Annotated in this window: 11 protein-coding genes and 2 pseudogenes; 9 read left to right on the forward strand and 4 right to left on the reverse strand. The window is 72.1% G+C overall.

The annotated features are described in order from the left end of the window. The gene (locus tag ABIB16_RS06610) at window positions 1–1,356 is read right to left on the reverse strand and encodes a lipase family protein (RefSeq protein ID WP_134416815.1); all 1,356 of its coding nucleotides are present in this window, start codon (window positions 1,354–1,356) and stop codon (window positions 1–3) included. A 196-nt stretch (window positions 1,357–1,552) separates the two neighbouring features. Between ABIB16_RS06610 and fbaA the strand changes: the two genes are divergently transcribed. Further along, window positions 1,553–2,575 carry a class II fructose-bisphosphate aldolase gene (gene fbaA, locus ABIB16_RS06615; protein ID WP_020626750.1) on the forward strand — a complete coding sequence of 341 codons (1,023 nt, stop codon included), beginning with the start codon at window positions 1,553–1,555 and terminating at the stop codon, window positions 2,573–2,575. Between the two features lie 59 nt (window positions 2,576–2,634). On the opposite strand, the gene ABIB16_RS06620 is transcribed toward fbaA, so the two are convergent. Next, on the reverse strand, window positions 2,635–4,101 hold the full coding sequence (locus ABIB16_RS06620; RefSeq protein ID WP_134416814.1) for a helix-turn-helix domain-containing protein: 1,467 nt from the start codon (window positions 4,099–4,101) through the stop codon (window positions 2,635–2,637). Window positions 4,102–4,369: 268 nt separating this feature from the next. Here ABIB16_RS06620 and aceA point away from each other — a divergent pair, with 268 nt between their 5' ends. Next, window positions 4,370–5,677, forward strand: coding sequence for an isocitrate lyase (aceA, locus tag ABIB16_RS06625; protein ID WP_129043255.1), 1,308 nt, complete (start codon window positions 4,370–4,372; stop codon window positions 5,675–5,677). Window positions 5,678–5,710: 33 nt separating this feature from the next. Then, the gene (gene aceB / locus ABIB16_RS06630) at window positions 5,711–7,474 is read left to right on the forward strand and encodes a malate synthase A (protein ID WP_134416813.1); all 1,764 of its coding nucleotides are present in this window, start codon (window positions 5,711–5,713) and stop codon (window positions 7,472–7,474) included. 66 nt (window positions 7,475–7,540) lie between these two features. On the opposite strand, the gene ABIB16_RS06635 is transcribed toward aceB, so the two are convergent. Continuing rightward, the gene (locus ABIB16_RS06635) at window positions 7,541–8,761 is read right to left on the reverse strand and encodes a hypothetical protein (protein ID WP_036317305.1); all 1,221 of its coding nucleotides are present in this window, start codon (window positions 8,759–8,761) and stop codon (window positions 7,541–7,543) included. A gap of 180 nt (window positions 8,762–8,941) precedes the next feature. Between ABIB16_RS06635 and ABIB16_RS06640 the strand changes: the two genes are divergently transcribed. Then, window positions 8,942–9,385 carry a DUF3151 domain-containing protein gene (locus tag ABIB16_RS06640; RefSeq protein WP_230260464.1) on the forward strand — a complete coding sequence of 148 codons (444 nt, stop codon included), beginning with the start codon at window positions 8,942–8,944 and terminating at the stop codon, window positions 9,383–9,385. Window positions 9,386–9,393: 8 nt separating this feature from the next. Then, window positions 9,394–10,035: a thymidine kinase gene (locus tag ABIB16_RS06645; protein ID WP_087115174.1), complete on the forward strand. Its 642-nt coding sequence runs from the start codon at window positions 9,394–9,396 to the stop codon at window positions 10,033–10,035. Window positions 10,036–10,213: 178 nt separating this feature from the next. Here ABIB16_RS06645 and ABIB16_RS06650 read toward each other — a convergent pair. Further along, window positions 10,214–11,443 (reverse strand): annotated as a pseudogene (locus ABIB16_RS06650) (short-chain fatty acid transporter); the annotation flags it as partial. A gap of 97 nt (window positions 11,444–11,540) precedes the next feature. Here ABIB16_RS06650 and ABIB16_RS06655 point away from each other — a divergent pair. The 4 genes and pseudogenes from ABIB16_RS06655 to bioB form a co-directional block, all read left to right on the forward strand. After that, window positions 11,541–11,746: pseudogene (locus ABIB16_RS06655) on the forward strand (transposase); the annotation flags it as partial. A gap of 63 nt (window positions 11,747–11,809) precedes the next feature. Continuing rightward, window positions 11,810–12,403 carry a GNAT family N-acetyltransferase gene (locus ABIB16_RS06660; RefSeq protein WP_230260495.1) on the forward strand — a complete coding sequence of 198 codons (594 nt, stop codon included), beginning with the start codon at window positions 11,810–11,812 and terminating at the stop codon, window positions 12,401–12,403. Window positions 12,404–12,528: 125 nt separating this feature from the next. After that, window positions 12,529–12,906: a hypothetical protein gene (locus ABIB16_RS06665; protein ID WP_230260466.1), complete on the forward strand. Its 378-nt coding sequence runs from the start codon at window positions 12,529–12,531 to the stop codon at window positions 12,904–12,906. 107 nt (window positions 12,907–13,013) lie between these two features. Further along, window positions 13,014–14,249: a biotin synthase BioB gene (gene bioB, locus ABIB16_RS06670; RefSeq protein WP_354436139.1), complete on the forward strand. Its 1,236-nt coding sequence runs from the start codon at window positions 13,014–13,016 to the stop codon at window positions 14,247–14,249. Window positions 14,250–14,272 lie beyond the last annotated feature (23 nt).

The following is a 14,272-nucleotide window of genomic DNA, read 5'->3' on the forward strand; positions in this document are numbered from 1 at the left end:
TCAGAACCACCCGCACGAGTCGGCGGTCCAGCGGTCGGCGAGGGTCGCGTCCAGGAACGCCCCCATCCGCGGCAGCGAGGCCACGTGGCCGCCCACGTGGGTCGGGGTGAGGAGCGGGTCGAAACGCACCCGCGCGCCCTCCGCGCACCAGCGGCGGCCCAGGTCGCGGCCGGTGCGGTACGGGATGACGTCGTCCGTGACGGAGTGCGCGATCATCACCGGCACGTCCGGACGGCGGCCCGGTGCGCCGATCCGCTGCTCGGCGAGGATCCCGGCCAGCTCGGCATCGGAGCGGACGAGCTCAGGGAAGTCCTGCCCCGTGTGGGTCAGTGTGGCGGAGTCGAGGTGCGCGTAGGCGAGGCTGCCCACCATGCAGGTCTCGGCCGCGCCGGCGAGGGCCGTCAGGCCGGTCTCGTTGAGGTGCGTGGCCGGGTCCACGTCGTACGCGGCGAGCTGCCCGGCCATCGCGTAGAGCAGGAAGGCCGCGTACAGGCCGCCGTCGATCCGGTCCGCGACCTGCACGAGGTCGGCCGGCGGGGCGCCCACGTAGGCGCCCTTGAGGTCCAGCTCCGGGGCGTAGTCGGACGCGAGCTCGGCGGCGGCCGCGGCCGCCCCGCCGCCCTGCGAGTAGCCCGCGAGCGCGACCGGCGCGGTCGCGGTGACGCCCGACCCCGACACCTGGGCGGCCGCGCGCACCGCGTCGAGGACGGCGTGCGCCTGGGCCTCCCGGACCATGTAGGTGTGCGTGCCCGGGGTGCCCAGGCCCTCGTAGTCGGTGACGACCACGGCGTGGCCGCGACTCAGCAGGGAGGTGATCCCCACGCCTTCGTACTGTTCGCCGGTCGAGAGGGTCCGCGAGGGGGCGCAGCGGTCCGCCGCCCCCTGGGTCCCCACCGCGTAGCTGATCACGGGACGCTCGCCGCTGCCCGTCCAGGGCGCGGTGGGGGTCAGCACGGTGCCGGTCACGGCGATGGGTCGGCCCTGGGCATCCTGCGAGGCGTACATGATGCGCGTGGCGTGCGCCGGCACCTGCACCAGCCGCACCGGGTCCAGGTAGAAGGCGGTGGGCTCGGTGCGGATCAGGGCGCCGGGGGTCGCGGGCACGGTGGCGGGCGGCAGGTAGAAGGGGTCGTCGGCCGAGGCCGCCGCCAGGGTGTCCCGGGCCGCGTTCCAGCGGGCGTCCTCGGCCGTCGTGGCCGGCTGCGAGAGGTCCGCGACGGCGGAGCTCACCTCCGGTGCGTCCGGGGCCGGGGCGGACTCCTGGGCCAGGGCCGCGTGTGGCGCGCCGAACCCGGCGACGACAGCCAGGGCGGCGGCCAGGGCGAGGGGGCGGGAGGGGCGGTGGGCGGGGGCCATGGCGGTCTCCGGTCTCTCGGATGCGAATGTGACGCCGCTCACCCTAGGCAAACGGCGGGGTCGTGCCCAGGCCGGCGTCGCCGTCGGGTCCGGGACCCTGGGGCGGGTCCGGCCGCGCGGATAGGATGTGCCCGAGGGTGTCGCGCTCGCCGCGCTCCCCCGCCTGCCCGAGTCGACGACGCCTAGGAGCTGCAGCATGCCCATCGCATCCCCGGAGAAGTACGCCGAGATGATCGACGCCGCCAAGAACGGCGCCTTCGCCTTCCCGGCGATCAACGTCACCAGCTCCCAGACCCTGAACGCCGCCATCCGCGGCTTCGCCGAGGCCGGCTCGGACGGCATCGTCCAGGTCTCCACCGGCGGCGCCGCCTACTTCTCCGGCTCCTCCGTGAAGGACATGGTCGCCGGCTCGCTGGCCTTCGCCGCGTTCGCGCGCGAGGTCGCCAAGAAGTACTCCGTGAACATCGCCCTGCACACGGACCACTGCCCCCAGGACAAGCTCGAGGGCTTCGTCCTGCCCCTGCTGGACGCCTCGGAGGCCGAGGTGAAGGCCGGGCGCGACCCGATCTTCAACTCCCACATGTGGGACGGCTCCGCCGAGACCCTCGAGGAGAACCTGCGGATCGGCCGCGAGCTGCTCGCGCGCACCCACGCCAACAAGCAGATCCTCGAGGTGGAGATCGGCGTCGTGGGCGGCGAGGAGGACGGCGTGGCCCACGAGATCAACGAGAAGCTCTACACCACCGTCCAGGACGGCATCGCCACGGTGGAGGCCCTCGGCCTCGGCGAGCACGGTCGCTACCTCACCGCGCTGACCTTCGGCAACGTGCACGGCGTCTACAAGCCGGGCAACGTGAAGCTGCGCCCGGAGATCCTGCAGGAGATCCAGCAGGCCGTGGGCGAGAAGTTCGGCAAGGAGCGCCCGTTCGACCTCGTGTTCCACGGCGGCTCCGGCTCCGCCGCCCAGGAGATCGCCGACTCGGTGGAGTACGGCGTCGTGAAGATGAACGTGGACACGGACACCCAGTACGCGTTCACCCGCCCGGTGGCCGGGCACATGTTCGAGAACTACGACGGCGTCCTGAAGGTCGACGGCGAGGTCGGCGACAAGAAGCAGTACGACCCCCGCGTGTGGGGCGCCAAGGCCGAGGAGGCCATGGCCGCCCGCGTGGTCCAGGCCTGCACCGAGCTGAACTCGGCCGGCAAGAGCATCGGCTGACCCCGCCGTCCGCCGCGCCGGCCCGCACCCTCGCGTGAGGGTGCGGGCCGGCGTCGTCCTCAGCCCTCCCGCTCCTCCTGGGCCTGGAGGAACTCGAAGACCTCGCGCTCGTCCACACCGGGGAAGGTCTGCGTGGGCATGGCCGCCAGCAGATGCGCGTGCATGCGGGCCGCGGGCCACACGTGCCCGCCCCACGCGGCCTCGAGCTCGGGGTCGGGGCGGCGGCAGCAGCGCGGATCCGGGCACGTGGAGGTGACCCGGTGGCGGGTGTCCGCGCCGCGGAAGTACCGGGCATGCTCGAACGGGGTGCCCACGGAGAGGGCGAACAGTCCGTCGGGGCCGTTCTCGATCATCGAGGTGCACCAGAACGTCCCGTTGGGCGAGTCCGTGTACTGGGCGTGGGCGCGGAACCGGTCGTTGCGGGAGAACGCCTGCCGTGCGCCCCACTTCCGGCACGCCTGCTGGCCCTCGATCGCACCGGTGTGGTCGGCGGGGAACACGATCCCGTCATTCTCGTAGGCCTTGTGGATCACCCCGGTCTCGTGGACCTTCTGGAAGTGGCAGCGGATGCCCAGGTCCACGGTGGCCAGGTTGGTGAACCGGTGCGCGGCGGCCTCGTAGGAGACGCCGAACGCGTCCTTCAGGTCGTCCACGGACAGGTCCCGGCGCTTCTGGGCGGCCCGCAGCAGCGACGACGCCGCCCGCTGCGGCATGAGCAGCGCGCCCGCCAGGTAGTTCACCGCCACACGCTGGGCGAGGAAGTCCTCGTAGTCCCGCGGCTCGCCGTGGCCCAGGACGGCGGCGGCGAGGGCCTGGAGCACCACGGTGCGGCGGTCATGGTCTGAGGAGCGGGAGCCGCTGATGTGAATGCGCCCGTGCTTGAGGTCCGTGACGGAGCGCGTGGAGTGCGGCAGGTCCGGGACGAAGCGCAGGGTGAAGCCGAGGTGCTCGGCCAGCTCCGAGACCGCGTGCAGGCCCAGCGGCCCGCCCGTGTGGCCGATCGCGTCGAGCAGCCGATGCGCCTCGGCCTCGAGGTCGGGGTAGTGGTTGTCCACCGCGCGCATCTGGGCGCGCAGCTGGGCGTTGGCGCGGCGCGCCTCCTCGGGGGTGGCGGCCTGCTCCTCCAGGCGACGGCGCAGCTCGGCCTCCAACCCCGCGATCACCTCGAGGACCTCGGTGGGGGTGCGGGGCCCGATGCGCAGCGGCGGCAGGCCGAGGGAGGCGTAGTGCTCCGAGCGCGCGAACCGTTCGACCTCGATCTCCAGTTCGGCCCGCCGGGTGGGGGCCCGGCCGGTGAGCAGGTCCTCGACCGGCACGCCCAAAACCTCGGCGATCCGCTGGACCAGCGAGAGCCGCGGCTCGCGGCGGGCGTTCTCCACGAGGGACAGGTGCGAGCCGCTCACTCCCGTGCGCTCCGCGAGCTGGTCCAGGGTGAGGCCGGCCTGCTTGCGCAGGTGCCGAACGCGGCGGCCCAGCGCGACGGCGTCCACGGTCGCGCTGTCCTCGGGAAGCGGGCGGGTCATCATGCGCGGAACTGTAGACGGAACCGGGGAGGAGATCACGTGTTTCGGAAAGAAAGTCACATTCTTGACAAGCGGGGGGCCGTTGCCGTGATCCAGGCCACATGGGGGCGCAAGGACCGTCACGTTCTGACCCAGTGGCAGGAACAGCCGGAGTTTCCACCGATTTTGTGCTCCAGAGGGCCTTGCCCGGGGCCAAGGTGGATGTCAACGGCAGCGACGGACACGTCGCACCGAACCCTTCACGAACCGGACCGATCCTCAGGAGGACGTCATGACCACCCAGCCCCACCACTCCACTCCCGCCTCCGCCGAACAGCTCCAGCACGACTGGGACAACAACCCCCGCTGGGCCGGCGTCGAGCGCAGCTTCACCGCCGAGGACGTCGTCCGTCTCCGCGGCCGCATCCAGGAGGAGCACACGCTGGCCCGCCGCGGCGCCGAGAAGCTGTGGACCCAGCTGAAGGACGAGAACGCCCGCGGTGAGTTCACCAACGCCCTCGGCGCCCTCACCGGCAACCAGGCCGTCCAGCAGGTCAAGGCCGGGCTGCGCGCCATCTACCTCTCCGGCTGGCAGGTCGCCGCGGACGCCAACCTCTCCGGCCACACGTACCCGGACCAGTCCCTGTACCCGGCCAACTCCGTGCCGCAGGTGGTGCGCCGCATCAACAACGCCCTGCTGCGCGCGGACCAGATCGAGCACGCCGAGGGCGTCAGCAGCGTCGAGGACTGGCTCGTGCCGATCGTGGCCGACGCCGAGGCCGGCTTCGGCGGCCCGCTCAACGCCTACGAGCTCATGAAGTCGATGATCACCGCCGGCGCCTCCGGTGTGCACTGGGAGGACCAGCTGGCCTCCGAGAAGAAGTGCGGCCACCTCGGCGGCAAGGTGCTCATCCCCACCGGCCAGCACATCCGCACGCTCAACGCCGCCCGCCTGGCCGCCGACGTCGCCGACGTGCCCAGCGTGATCATCGCCCGCACTGATGCCGAGGCGGCCACCCTGATCACCTCGGACGTGGACGAGCGCGACGCCGAGTTCATCACCGGTGAGCGCACCGCGGAGGGCTTCTACAAGGTCCGCAACGGCGTCGAGCCCTGCATCGCCCGCGCCAAGGCCTACGCCCCCCACTCGGACCTGATCTGGATGGAGACCGGCACCCCGGACCTCGAGCTGGCCCGGAAGTTCGCCGAGGCCGTCAAGGCCGAGTTCCCGGACCAGATGCTGGCCTACAACTGCTCGCCGTCGTTCAACTGGAAGAAGAACCTCGACGACGACACCATCGCCAAGTTCCAGCGCGAGCTGGGCGCCATGGGCTACACCTTCCAGTTCATCACGCTGGCCGGCTTCCACGCCCTGAACCACTCGATGTTCGACCTGGCCAAGGGATACAACGAGCGCCAGATGTCCGCGTACGTCGAGCTGCAGGAGCGCGAGTTCGCCGACGAGGCCCGCGGCTACACCGCGACCAAGCACCAGCGCGAGGTCGGCACCGGCTACTTCGACGCCGTGTCCACCGCCATCAACCCGGACAGCTCCACGGTGGCCCTGGCGGGCTCCACGGAGTCCGGCCAGTTCCACTGATCCGCTCAGCCGAGACCGCGAGGAGGCAGTCCCATGAGCCCGCAGACCACGACCCCCACCCTGCACGAGATCCATGCCGACGACGTTCGGGAGCACACGCCCCTGCCGCATGACGTGAGCACCCAGGCCATCCCCGTCGTCATCCCCGAGGGCGCCGCCCCCGTGGTGACCGTCCACGGGCCGGTCGACGGGCGGCAGGCCGAGATCCTCACGGACGAGGCGCTGGCGTTCCTCGGCCGCCTGCACCGGCTGGCCGAGGACCGCCGCCGGCGGCTGCTCGAGGAGCGGGAGTACACCCAGCGCCGCATCACCGACGGATGGAACCCGCACTACCTGCGGTCCACCCGCCGGGTCCGCGAGGACGACTCCTGGCGTGTGGCGCCGCTGGCCCCCGGCCTGCAGGACCGCCGCGTGGAGATCACCGGCCCCGTGGATCGGAAGATGACGATCAACGCCCTCAACTCGGGCGCCTCGGGCTGGCTCGCCGACTTCGAGGACTCCTCGACGCCGTCCTGGGACCGGATGCTGGACGGGCAGGTCAACCTGTTCGACGCGATCCGCGACCAGATCGACTTCACCTCCCCCGAGGGCAAGGAGTACCGGCTGCGCGAGCGCGAGCTCACGGACCGGCCGACCATCATCGTCCGCCCGCGCGGCTGGCACCTCATCGAGGACCACATCCGTGTGGACGGCGAGCCGATGGCCGGCGCCCTCGTGGACTTCGGCCTGTACTTCTTCCACAACGCCCACGAGCTGATCCGCCGCGGCCACGGCCCGTACTTCTACCTGCCCAAGCTCGAGTCCCATCTCGAGGCGCGGCTGTGGAACTGCGTGTTCGTGGCGGCGCAGGACGAGCTGGGCATCCCCCAGGGCACCATCCGGGCCACCGTGCTGATCGAGACGATCACCGCGGCGTTCCAGATGGAGGAGATCCTGTACCAGCTGCGCAACCACGCCGCGGGCCTCAACGCCGGCCGCTGGGACTACATCTTCTCCATCATCAAGAACTTCCGGGACCGCGGGGCCGAGTTCGTCCTCCCGGACCGCTCGGAGGTGACCATGACCCAGCCGATGATGCGGGCCTACACGGAGCAGCTGGTCCGGGCCTGCCACCGGCGCGGCGCCTCGGCGATCGGCGGCATGTCCGCCGTGATCCCGGACCGCCGGAACGAGGAGGCCAACGCCGCCGCGCTGGAGAAGGTGCGCGCGGACAAGGCCCGCGAGGCCGGCGACGGCTTCGACGGCTCGTGGGTGGCGCACCCGGACCTCGTGCCGGTCGCCCGGGAGGAGTTCGACGCCGTGCTCGGCGAGGCCCCGAACCAGATCCGCACCCGCCGTCGCGAGGACGTGGAGCCGGACGAGGCCGCCCTGCTCGACGTCGCCGCGACCACGGGCTCGGTGACCGAGGCCGGCGTGCGGATGAACATCGAGGTCGGGATCCGCTACATCGAGTCCTGGCTGCGGGGGAACGGCGCCGCCGCGATCCACGGACTCATGGAGGACGCCGCCACGGCGGAGATCTCCCGGTCCCAGATCTGGCAGTGGGCCCACAACGGCACCGGTGTGCAGCTGACCGAGGGCGGCGTGCGGACCGCCAACCGCGGCTGGATGGAGCAGCTGATCCGCGAGGAGCACGCTCGGATCCTCGCCGGCCCGCTGCCCGAGGGCCACCGGTTCGAGGACGCGGTGCGCGTGTTCTGCGAGTCGGCCCTGCCGCCGGAGTACCCGGCGTTCCTCACCCTGGGCGCGTACCGCCGGCACTTCGCCAGTCAGGACGACGCCGCGGCGAAGGCCTGATCCGCCGGGCCCCACGACGACGGCCGGTCACCTCACGAGGTGACCGGCCGTCGTCGTGCCGGGACGTCAGTCCCCGGACGTGGAGGGGGACGGCGAGGCCGAGGCCGAGGCCGACTTCGTCGGTGACGGGCTGGCCGACGCCGAGGCGGACGCCTCCGCGGCCCGCTGGGATTCGGCGGCCTCCCGCGCGGCGCCCTGGAACGGCCGCGGCGGCTGGCCGGGGGCCACGGGGCCGGGGGCGCCCTCGGGGCGGTCGATCGTGGACTGGTTGTTCAGCAGCTCGTCGGGCACGCGGCCGGTGGGGATCTCCCGGGCCTGGGCCAGGGTCTCCTCGTCCATCTGCGCGTTCAGGAAGAACGGCGAGCTGAGCTTGATGACCTCCTGGAAGTCCCCGGCGTCCTTCAGCACGGTGTCCGCGAGGTGGTCGCGGGTCTCGGTGACGAGGGTGGTGCTCTGCGCGACCGGCGAGTTCTTCACCTGGGTGAGGCCGCCGTTGGCGTCGCCGAAGCCCTCCATGGAGCCCATGGTCACGGAGACCATCTCGCTGCCGTCCTCGGAGCAGGCCCACGCGGTGCGCTGGGGCAGCAGGGGGGCGCCGTCCTGGCCGCCGACCATGCCGGGGCGCAGCAGGGCGAGCAGCCCCTTGCCGGTCTTCGGGTCGAACGTGTACTCGTCCGCCACGGCGGCGGGCTCCTCCTGGCACCACTCCAGGCGGGAGCCGTCGAGGTTGTGCTGGTAGTGGACCTGCGCCAGGGGCATGCCGGGGCTGTACTCGAAGTAGCCGTTGTAGACGCAGGTGAGGAACTCGTGGGTCTCGTCCTGCGAGGCGAACAGCTGCACGATCTCGATGTTCGAGCTGTCCGGGATGTGCGTGGCGACGGCGTCCAGGGTGCGCTGGTCCAGGACGTCGCGCGTGCAGTCCATCACGGAGACGGTGTCGTTGCGGACCGCGGCCGTGTTCTTCCAGGCCTCGGTGGCGGCGCCGTCCTTGATGCCCGGGCCGACGGTCTCGAACGCCTGACGCGGCTCGGCGCGCGGGGTGCCCTCGGCGGACTCCGACGCGAGGGCCTCACGGACGCGGGACGCCGCGGCGGACGCGGGGTCGGTGGGGCTCTCCGTGGCCGAGCCGGCCGCGGCCGAGGCCGCCGATCCGCTGGGCGCCGCGGCGGTCGACGAGGCGGGCTCACCGGACTGGCCGGCCGAGCCGCAGCCGGCCAGGGCGAGGGCGAGGGCGGCGACGCCGACGGCCAGCGGGGCACGGCGGCGGGCGGGCGCGGGGTGGGTCATGGAGGCTCCTTCGACGGCATCGGCGGCCCGGCCCCGGGAGCGTGGGGCTGCGGACGGACGCTGCGCCTACGGTACCGGACCGTCCTGGACGCGGGGACGGCGACGGCGACCCGTCCGGCGTCCGGCGCCGTCGATAGACTCGGCCGCGACCGCATCGTCCGCGAGGAGAAGAGGCATCCCATGTCCGAGTCCCTGATCGGCAAGAACCTGATGGAGCCGCCGGCCACGCACCTGCCGGAGGAGCCGGAGGTGCTGGCCCGGCTCGAGGCCGGTGACCTGCCCGAGGACATCGTGCCGGTGGCGCCCGAGTCCTCCCTGGTGTGGGCGCTCATGGCGGAGGACGCGTGGGCCGAGGGTCGGACCGTGGACTCCTATGCGTACGCCCGCGTCGGCTACCACCGGGGCCTGGACGCGCTGCGCCGGGCGGGGTGGCGCGGCGCCGGCCCGGTGCCGTACGCCCATGAGCCCAACCGCGGCTTCCTGCGCGCCCTGTACGCGCTGGGCCGCGCGGCCGCCGGGATCGGGGAGTCCGAGGAGGTCGAGCGCATCCGCACCTTCCTGCGGGACTCGGACCCCACGGCCGCGGAGCAGATCGAGGCCGACCAGGGCCGCGCCCAGGGCTGAGCGGAGCCGTGGCCAAGCTCTACTTCCGCTACGGGGCCATGAACTCCGGCAAGTCCACGGGCCTGCTGCAGGCCGCCTTCAACTACGAGGAGCGCGGCCAGCGGGTGCTGCTGGCCAAGCCGGAGGTCGACGTGAAGGGGGAGGGCGACGTCGTGTCCCGCCTCGGTGTGACCCGCGCCGTGGACTTCCTCGTCCCGGCGGGAGCGGACGTGCGGGAGCTGTTCCGCCGGCACGCCACCGGTGACGACCCGGACGCCCTCGTGGGGCACGTGGAGGCTCCGCCCGTGGCGTGTCTGCTCGTGGACGAGGCACAGTTCCTCGAGCCGGCGCAGGTGGACGACCTGCTGCGCATCGCCGTGCTCGACGGCGTCCCCGTGATCGCCTACGGGCTGCGCACCGACTTCCGCACCCGCTCCTTCCCGGGCTCCGCGCGGCTGCTGGAGCTGGCGCACTCCCTCGAGGAGCTGAAGACCATCTGCCGGTGCGGCCGGAAGGCGGTGTTCAACACGCGCAAGGTCGTGGACCCGACCACGGGCGCCGAGCACTTCGTGTTCGAGGGGGACCAGGTGGCGATCGACGGTGTTCAGGTGACCTACGAGTCTCTGTGCGGCACGTGCTACCTGGCCGAGTCCGGCGGTGCACTGGGCTGAGGCGGCCATTGCCAGGCAACTGCCAGGCTGCGTGACGGCTGCGCCCATGCTCGGTTCGTACGGTGGAACCACTTCATCGAGGTGCGAGTGATGAAGGTGCGAGTGATGACAGGCGAAGGGCCCCGGTGATCCCGGGGTCCTTCGTCTGTCCGGACCCGGCCCGCATCGGCCGGCCGGCTCAGAGCGAGACGAGCAGGAGTGTGCCGCCGAAGACGAGCCCCGACGCGAGCAGCACGACCGTGGTGTACCCCAGGATGTCGCGCATCTTCAGGCCGGCGATCGCCAGAAGGGGGATCGCCCAGAACGGCTGGATCATGTTGGTCCACTGGTCGCCGTAGGAGACGGCCATGATGGTGATGGCCGGGTCCACGCCGAGCGCGTCGCCGGCCTGGAGCATGATCGGGCCCTGCACGGCGAACTGTCCGCCGCCGGAGGGGACGAAGAAGTTCACGAGGCCCGCGGCCAGGAACGCCAGCAGGCCGAACGTCACCGGGTTCGAGATCGCCACGAAGGCGTCCGAGAGCACCGCCACCAGGCCGGTGGTCGTCATCATGCCGAGGATGCCCGCGTAGAGGGGGAACTGCAGCAGGATCTCGCCCACGTTGGACGCGGCCCCCTGGGTGAGGCCGATCAGCTCGTGCGGGCTGCGCACCAGCAGCAGGATCAGCGCGAGGAAGGACCAGTTGACGATGTCCAGGGTGAGGGTGCCGCCGCCGACGAAGTGCATCACCAGATAGGTCACGAGCATGGCGCCGACGAGGAGCGTGGGGACACGGGAGGCGTCGAGACGGTCCGCCGGCGTCTCGATCTCCGGTGCGGACACCGCGTCCTGGTCCCGCGCGTCGATCTCCAGCTCCACGATCCGGTCCCCGGCGCGCGGGGCGACGAGGAACAGGGCCAGGGCCACGACGAGCACGGTCACCACGGCGGCGGTGATGTTCCACCAGGAGAAGGTGGTCTCCGAGACCGGGACCGTCCGGCCGTCCAGGCTCTCCGTGAGGAACGAACCGGGGGTGGCGGCCGTCAGCGGGCCGGAGCCCGAGTACCCCATGTGCCACACCACGAACCCGGAGAACCCGGCGGCCACCAGCATCGGGAAGTGCAGGACCAGCCCGCGCTCACGGGCCTGCGCCGCGACCTCCTTGGCCAGCAGCGCACCGACCACCAGGCCCAGGCCCCACGTGATGAGGGAGGCCGCCGCCGCCACCACGAACACGAAGATGTAGGCGGCCAGGGGCGTGCGGGGAATGCTGGCGAGCCGGGCGAGCAGGCGGCGCACCGGACCGGTGTTCGCCAGGATGTGGCCGAGCATGAGCACGAGCGCCATCTGCGTGATGAACGCCAGCAGTCCGGACAGGCCGTCACCCCAGCCCACGACGACGTCGGCCGGCCCGGCCGGAGTGAGCAGCGAGGACCTCCTCTGTTGTGAGGCGGGCCTCGGCGCTGGAGATGGCCTAGGGCGTGTCTGAGAATGGCTCCAGGGACCCGCTGAGATCCGGGGAGCCATGTCCCGGTTGCACGTCGTCTCCGATGCCCGATCGGAGCTGATCGCCCCGCTGCTCCAGACCGCACGGGCCGGCAGGGTCGACCCTTCTCGAATGTCCACACGATGGTCGAAGCGATCATCTGCCGGTGCAGGTGCGGGACTCCGTGGCGGGATCTGCCCGAGGTCAACGGGCCCTGGCAGACCGCGTGGACCTGGCATCGACGCAGGGTGTGGGCACTGGTCTGTCCGGGGGCTGACTCGAGGACTCTTGTTCGTACCCTGTCTGTCATGGCCACCCCTCTCCTGGAGCTCGCCGCGAGTCGAGGCGTCTGCTTCCCGCTGCGAGCCCGCCGGCTGACCCTCACTCCGTTCCGGGGTCTCGATGCGCCCGCCGTGTGGAGCTTCTGCCGTCTCGAGCAGGTGTGGTCGTGGACCTCCGGCCGCCCGGAGAGTGAGAACGCGCTGCGCGAGTCCTACCTCGGGGCGGGGGACCGCCTCACCGTGCGGGCCGGAGACGTCATTGTCGGTGTCGGGAAGGTCGCGGTGCGGGACGCGTGGAGTCAGGGCGGCCCGCGGGAGGAAGGCCGGGACGCCCAGGCCGAGATCGGCTGGACGATCGATCCGCGCCAGGCCGGGCAGGGCTATGGCACCGAGCTTGCGCGAGCCCTGCTGGGCTTCGCGTTCGACGATCTGGGTGTGCGACGCGTGGAGGCTCATGCCTTCGCGGACAACGCTCCGAGTCTGCGCATCATGGAGAAGGTGGGGATGCGTCACGAGGGCACGTTCAAGGAGGAGTCTCTGCATCTCACGCGCGGCTGGGTGGATGGTGCCACCTACGCGATGCTCGCCTCGGAGTTCCATTCGCCCCTTACGCAGGAGTGATCCCGGCGGCCACGACCGCATGATCTGCCGCTCCACCGCCGAGGGCCGTGTGCCAGCAGGGGGCTGTGAGCCGGGTGGGGAATGAGCGTGAGTGGCGGTGGCGCATCGGTGTGGCGTCTGCCCTGGTGGGTTCGACCGGTGTGTTCGCGGGGCTGCGGCAGGACCTGGGGCTGGGCTGGGGTCTGACGCTGGTGGCCGTCACGGCCCTCGGAGCGATGCTCGCCTTGCGAGGGGTGCATCACCGGGTCGAGGCGGAGCAGGCTCGCCGCAACGTGTTCGACGCCGGAGCCGGCTCCACCGCGTGGGTGATGCTGCTGATGGGGGCCGCGGTCATTCCGGGGCTGGCGCTGAACGTGATCGGCGACGCCGGCGTCCGGGCGGTCGTGGCCGGTCTGCTCGGCGCGGTGCTCGCTGCCGCCGCCCACGGCATCCTCGCGGCGACGACGACGCTCGAGGAGCAGCCTCGGCCCGAGCCGGTCCCTCTGGACCGGCGCAGGCGCTGACGTCGGGGTCATGGTCCCGCGCTCCTGAACACTGTTCAATGAACACTGTTAGAGTCCCTCGGGTCAGACCCGCCCGGGGCCGAGCCCCGCCCACCGGAGAGGCCATCATGACCGCCACCCAGGACGCCCCCGCCGTCGACCCCCGCCCCGCCGCCCTCGACCCCGAGGCCCTCGTGGACCGCGTCGAGGCGGGCCACCGCCTCACCGCTGAGGAGGCCGTCGCTGTGCTGGACGCCCCGGACGCGGACACGTTCCGCATCGTCGCGGCGGCCTCGCGCCTGCGCGAGAAGCACTTCGGTCGCACGGTCAAGGTCAACTACCTGGTCAGCCTCAAGACCGGCCTCTGCCCGGAGAACTGCACCTACTGCTCCCAGCGTCTCGGCACCGAGGCCGAGATCCTGCGCTACACGTGGCTCAAGCCGGAGGAGGCCGTCCGCCAGGCGGGCCTGGGCATCGCCGGCGGCGCCTCGCGCGTGTGCATGGTCGCCTCCGGCACCGGCCCCACGGATCGCGACGTCGACCGCGTGGCCGGCATGGTCGGCGACCTCAAGGCCCAGCACCCGGACGTCGAGGTGTGCGCGTGCCTCGGCTTCCTCAAGGACGGCCAGGCCGAGAAGCTCAAGGACGCCGGCGTCGACGCCTACAACCACAACCTCAACACGGCCGAGTCCCACTACGAGTCCATCTGCACCTCCCACACCTACGAGCAGCGCGTGGACACCGTGCAGCGCGCCGGCGCCGCCGGCCTGTCCTCCTGCAGCGGCCTGATCGCGGGCATGGGGGAGACGCACGAGCAGCTCGTCGAGGCCGTCCTCGCGCTCCGCGACCTGGACTCCGACTCCATCCCCGTCAACTTCCTCATGCCCTTCGACGGCACCCCGCTGCAGGGCCACCAGCAGCTCACCCCGCTCGAGTGCCTCCGGATCCTCGCCATGGTCCGCCTGGCCTGCCCGGACAAGGAGCTGCGCATCGCCGGCGGCCGCGAGATGCACCTGCGTTCCCTGCAGCCGGTCGGCCTGCAGGTGGCCAACTCGATCTTCCTCGGCGACTACCTCACCTCCGAGGGCCAGGACGCCGAGGCGGATCTGCAGATGATCGCCGACGCCGGCTTCACCGTGCTCGGCGCCGAGGAGCGTGCACAGCAGGCCGCGGCCGACGACGGCGCCCCGGCCGGCGGCTGCTGCGGCGGCACGGACGACGCCGGCCCGTGCGGCTCCGGTGCGGCCGTCACTGCGGAGGCCGGGGCCGCAGAGGACGTCCGCCCCGACACGGGCGCCGAGGGCACCGTGAAGCCCGAGCTGCGCCGCCGGGGCGCGGGCACGGCCGAGCCCGCCAACGCCTGAACCCGCGCTGACCGCCGTCGTCG

The organism is Micrococcus sp. UYEF5, from assembly GCF_040546065.1.
GTDB lineage: Bacteria > Actinomycetota > Actinomycetes > Actinomycetales > Micrococcaceae > Micrococcus > Micrococcus luteus.

What these genes read in the sequence shown, in the direction of transcription:
- ABIB16_RS06620 (WP_134416814.1), bottom strand. Translation starts at nt 4,101, where the DNA reads ATGATGACCCGCCCGCTTCCCGAGGACAGCGCGACCGTGGACGCCGTC.
- aceA (WP_129043255.1), top strand. Translation starts at nt 4,370, where the DNA reads ATGACCACCCAGCCCCACCACTCCACTCCCGCCTCCGCCGAACAGCTC.
- ABIB16_RS06640 (WP_230260464.1), top strand. Translation starts at nt 8,942, where the DNA reads ATGTCCGAGTCCCTGATCGGCAAGAACCTGATGGAGCCGCCGGCCACG.
- fbaA (WP_020626750.1), top strand. Translation starts at nt 1,553, where the DNA reads ATGCCCATCGCATCCCCGGAGAAGTACGCCGAGATGATCGACGCCGCC.
- ABIB16_RS06610 (WP_134416815.1), bottom strand. Translation starts at nt 1,356, where the DNA reads ATGGCCCCCGCCCACCGCCCCTCCCGCCCCCTCGCCCTGGCCGCCGCC.
- bioB (WP_354436139.1), top strand. Translation starts at nt 13,014, where the DNA reads ATGACCGCCACCCAGGACGCCCCCGCCGTCGACCCCCGCCCCGCCGCC.
- aceB (WP_134416813.1), top strand. Translation starts at nt 5,711, where the DNA reads ATGAGCCCGCAGACCACGACCCCCACCCTGCACGAGATCCATGCCGAC.
- ABIB16_RS06635 (WP_036317305.1), bottom strand. Translation starts at nt 8,761, where the DNA reads ATGACCCACCCCGCGCCCGCCCGCCGCCGTGCCCCGCTGGCCGTCGGC.
- ABIB16_RS06660 (WP_230260495.1), top strand. Translation starts at nt 11,810, where the DNA reads ATGGCCACCCCTCTCCTGGAGCTCGCCGCGAGTCGAGGCGTCTGCTTC.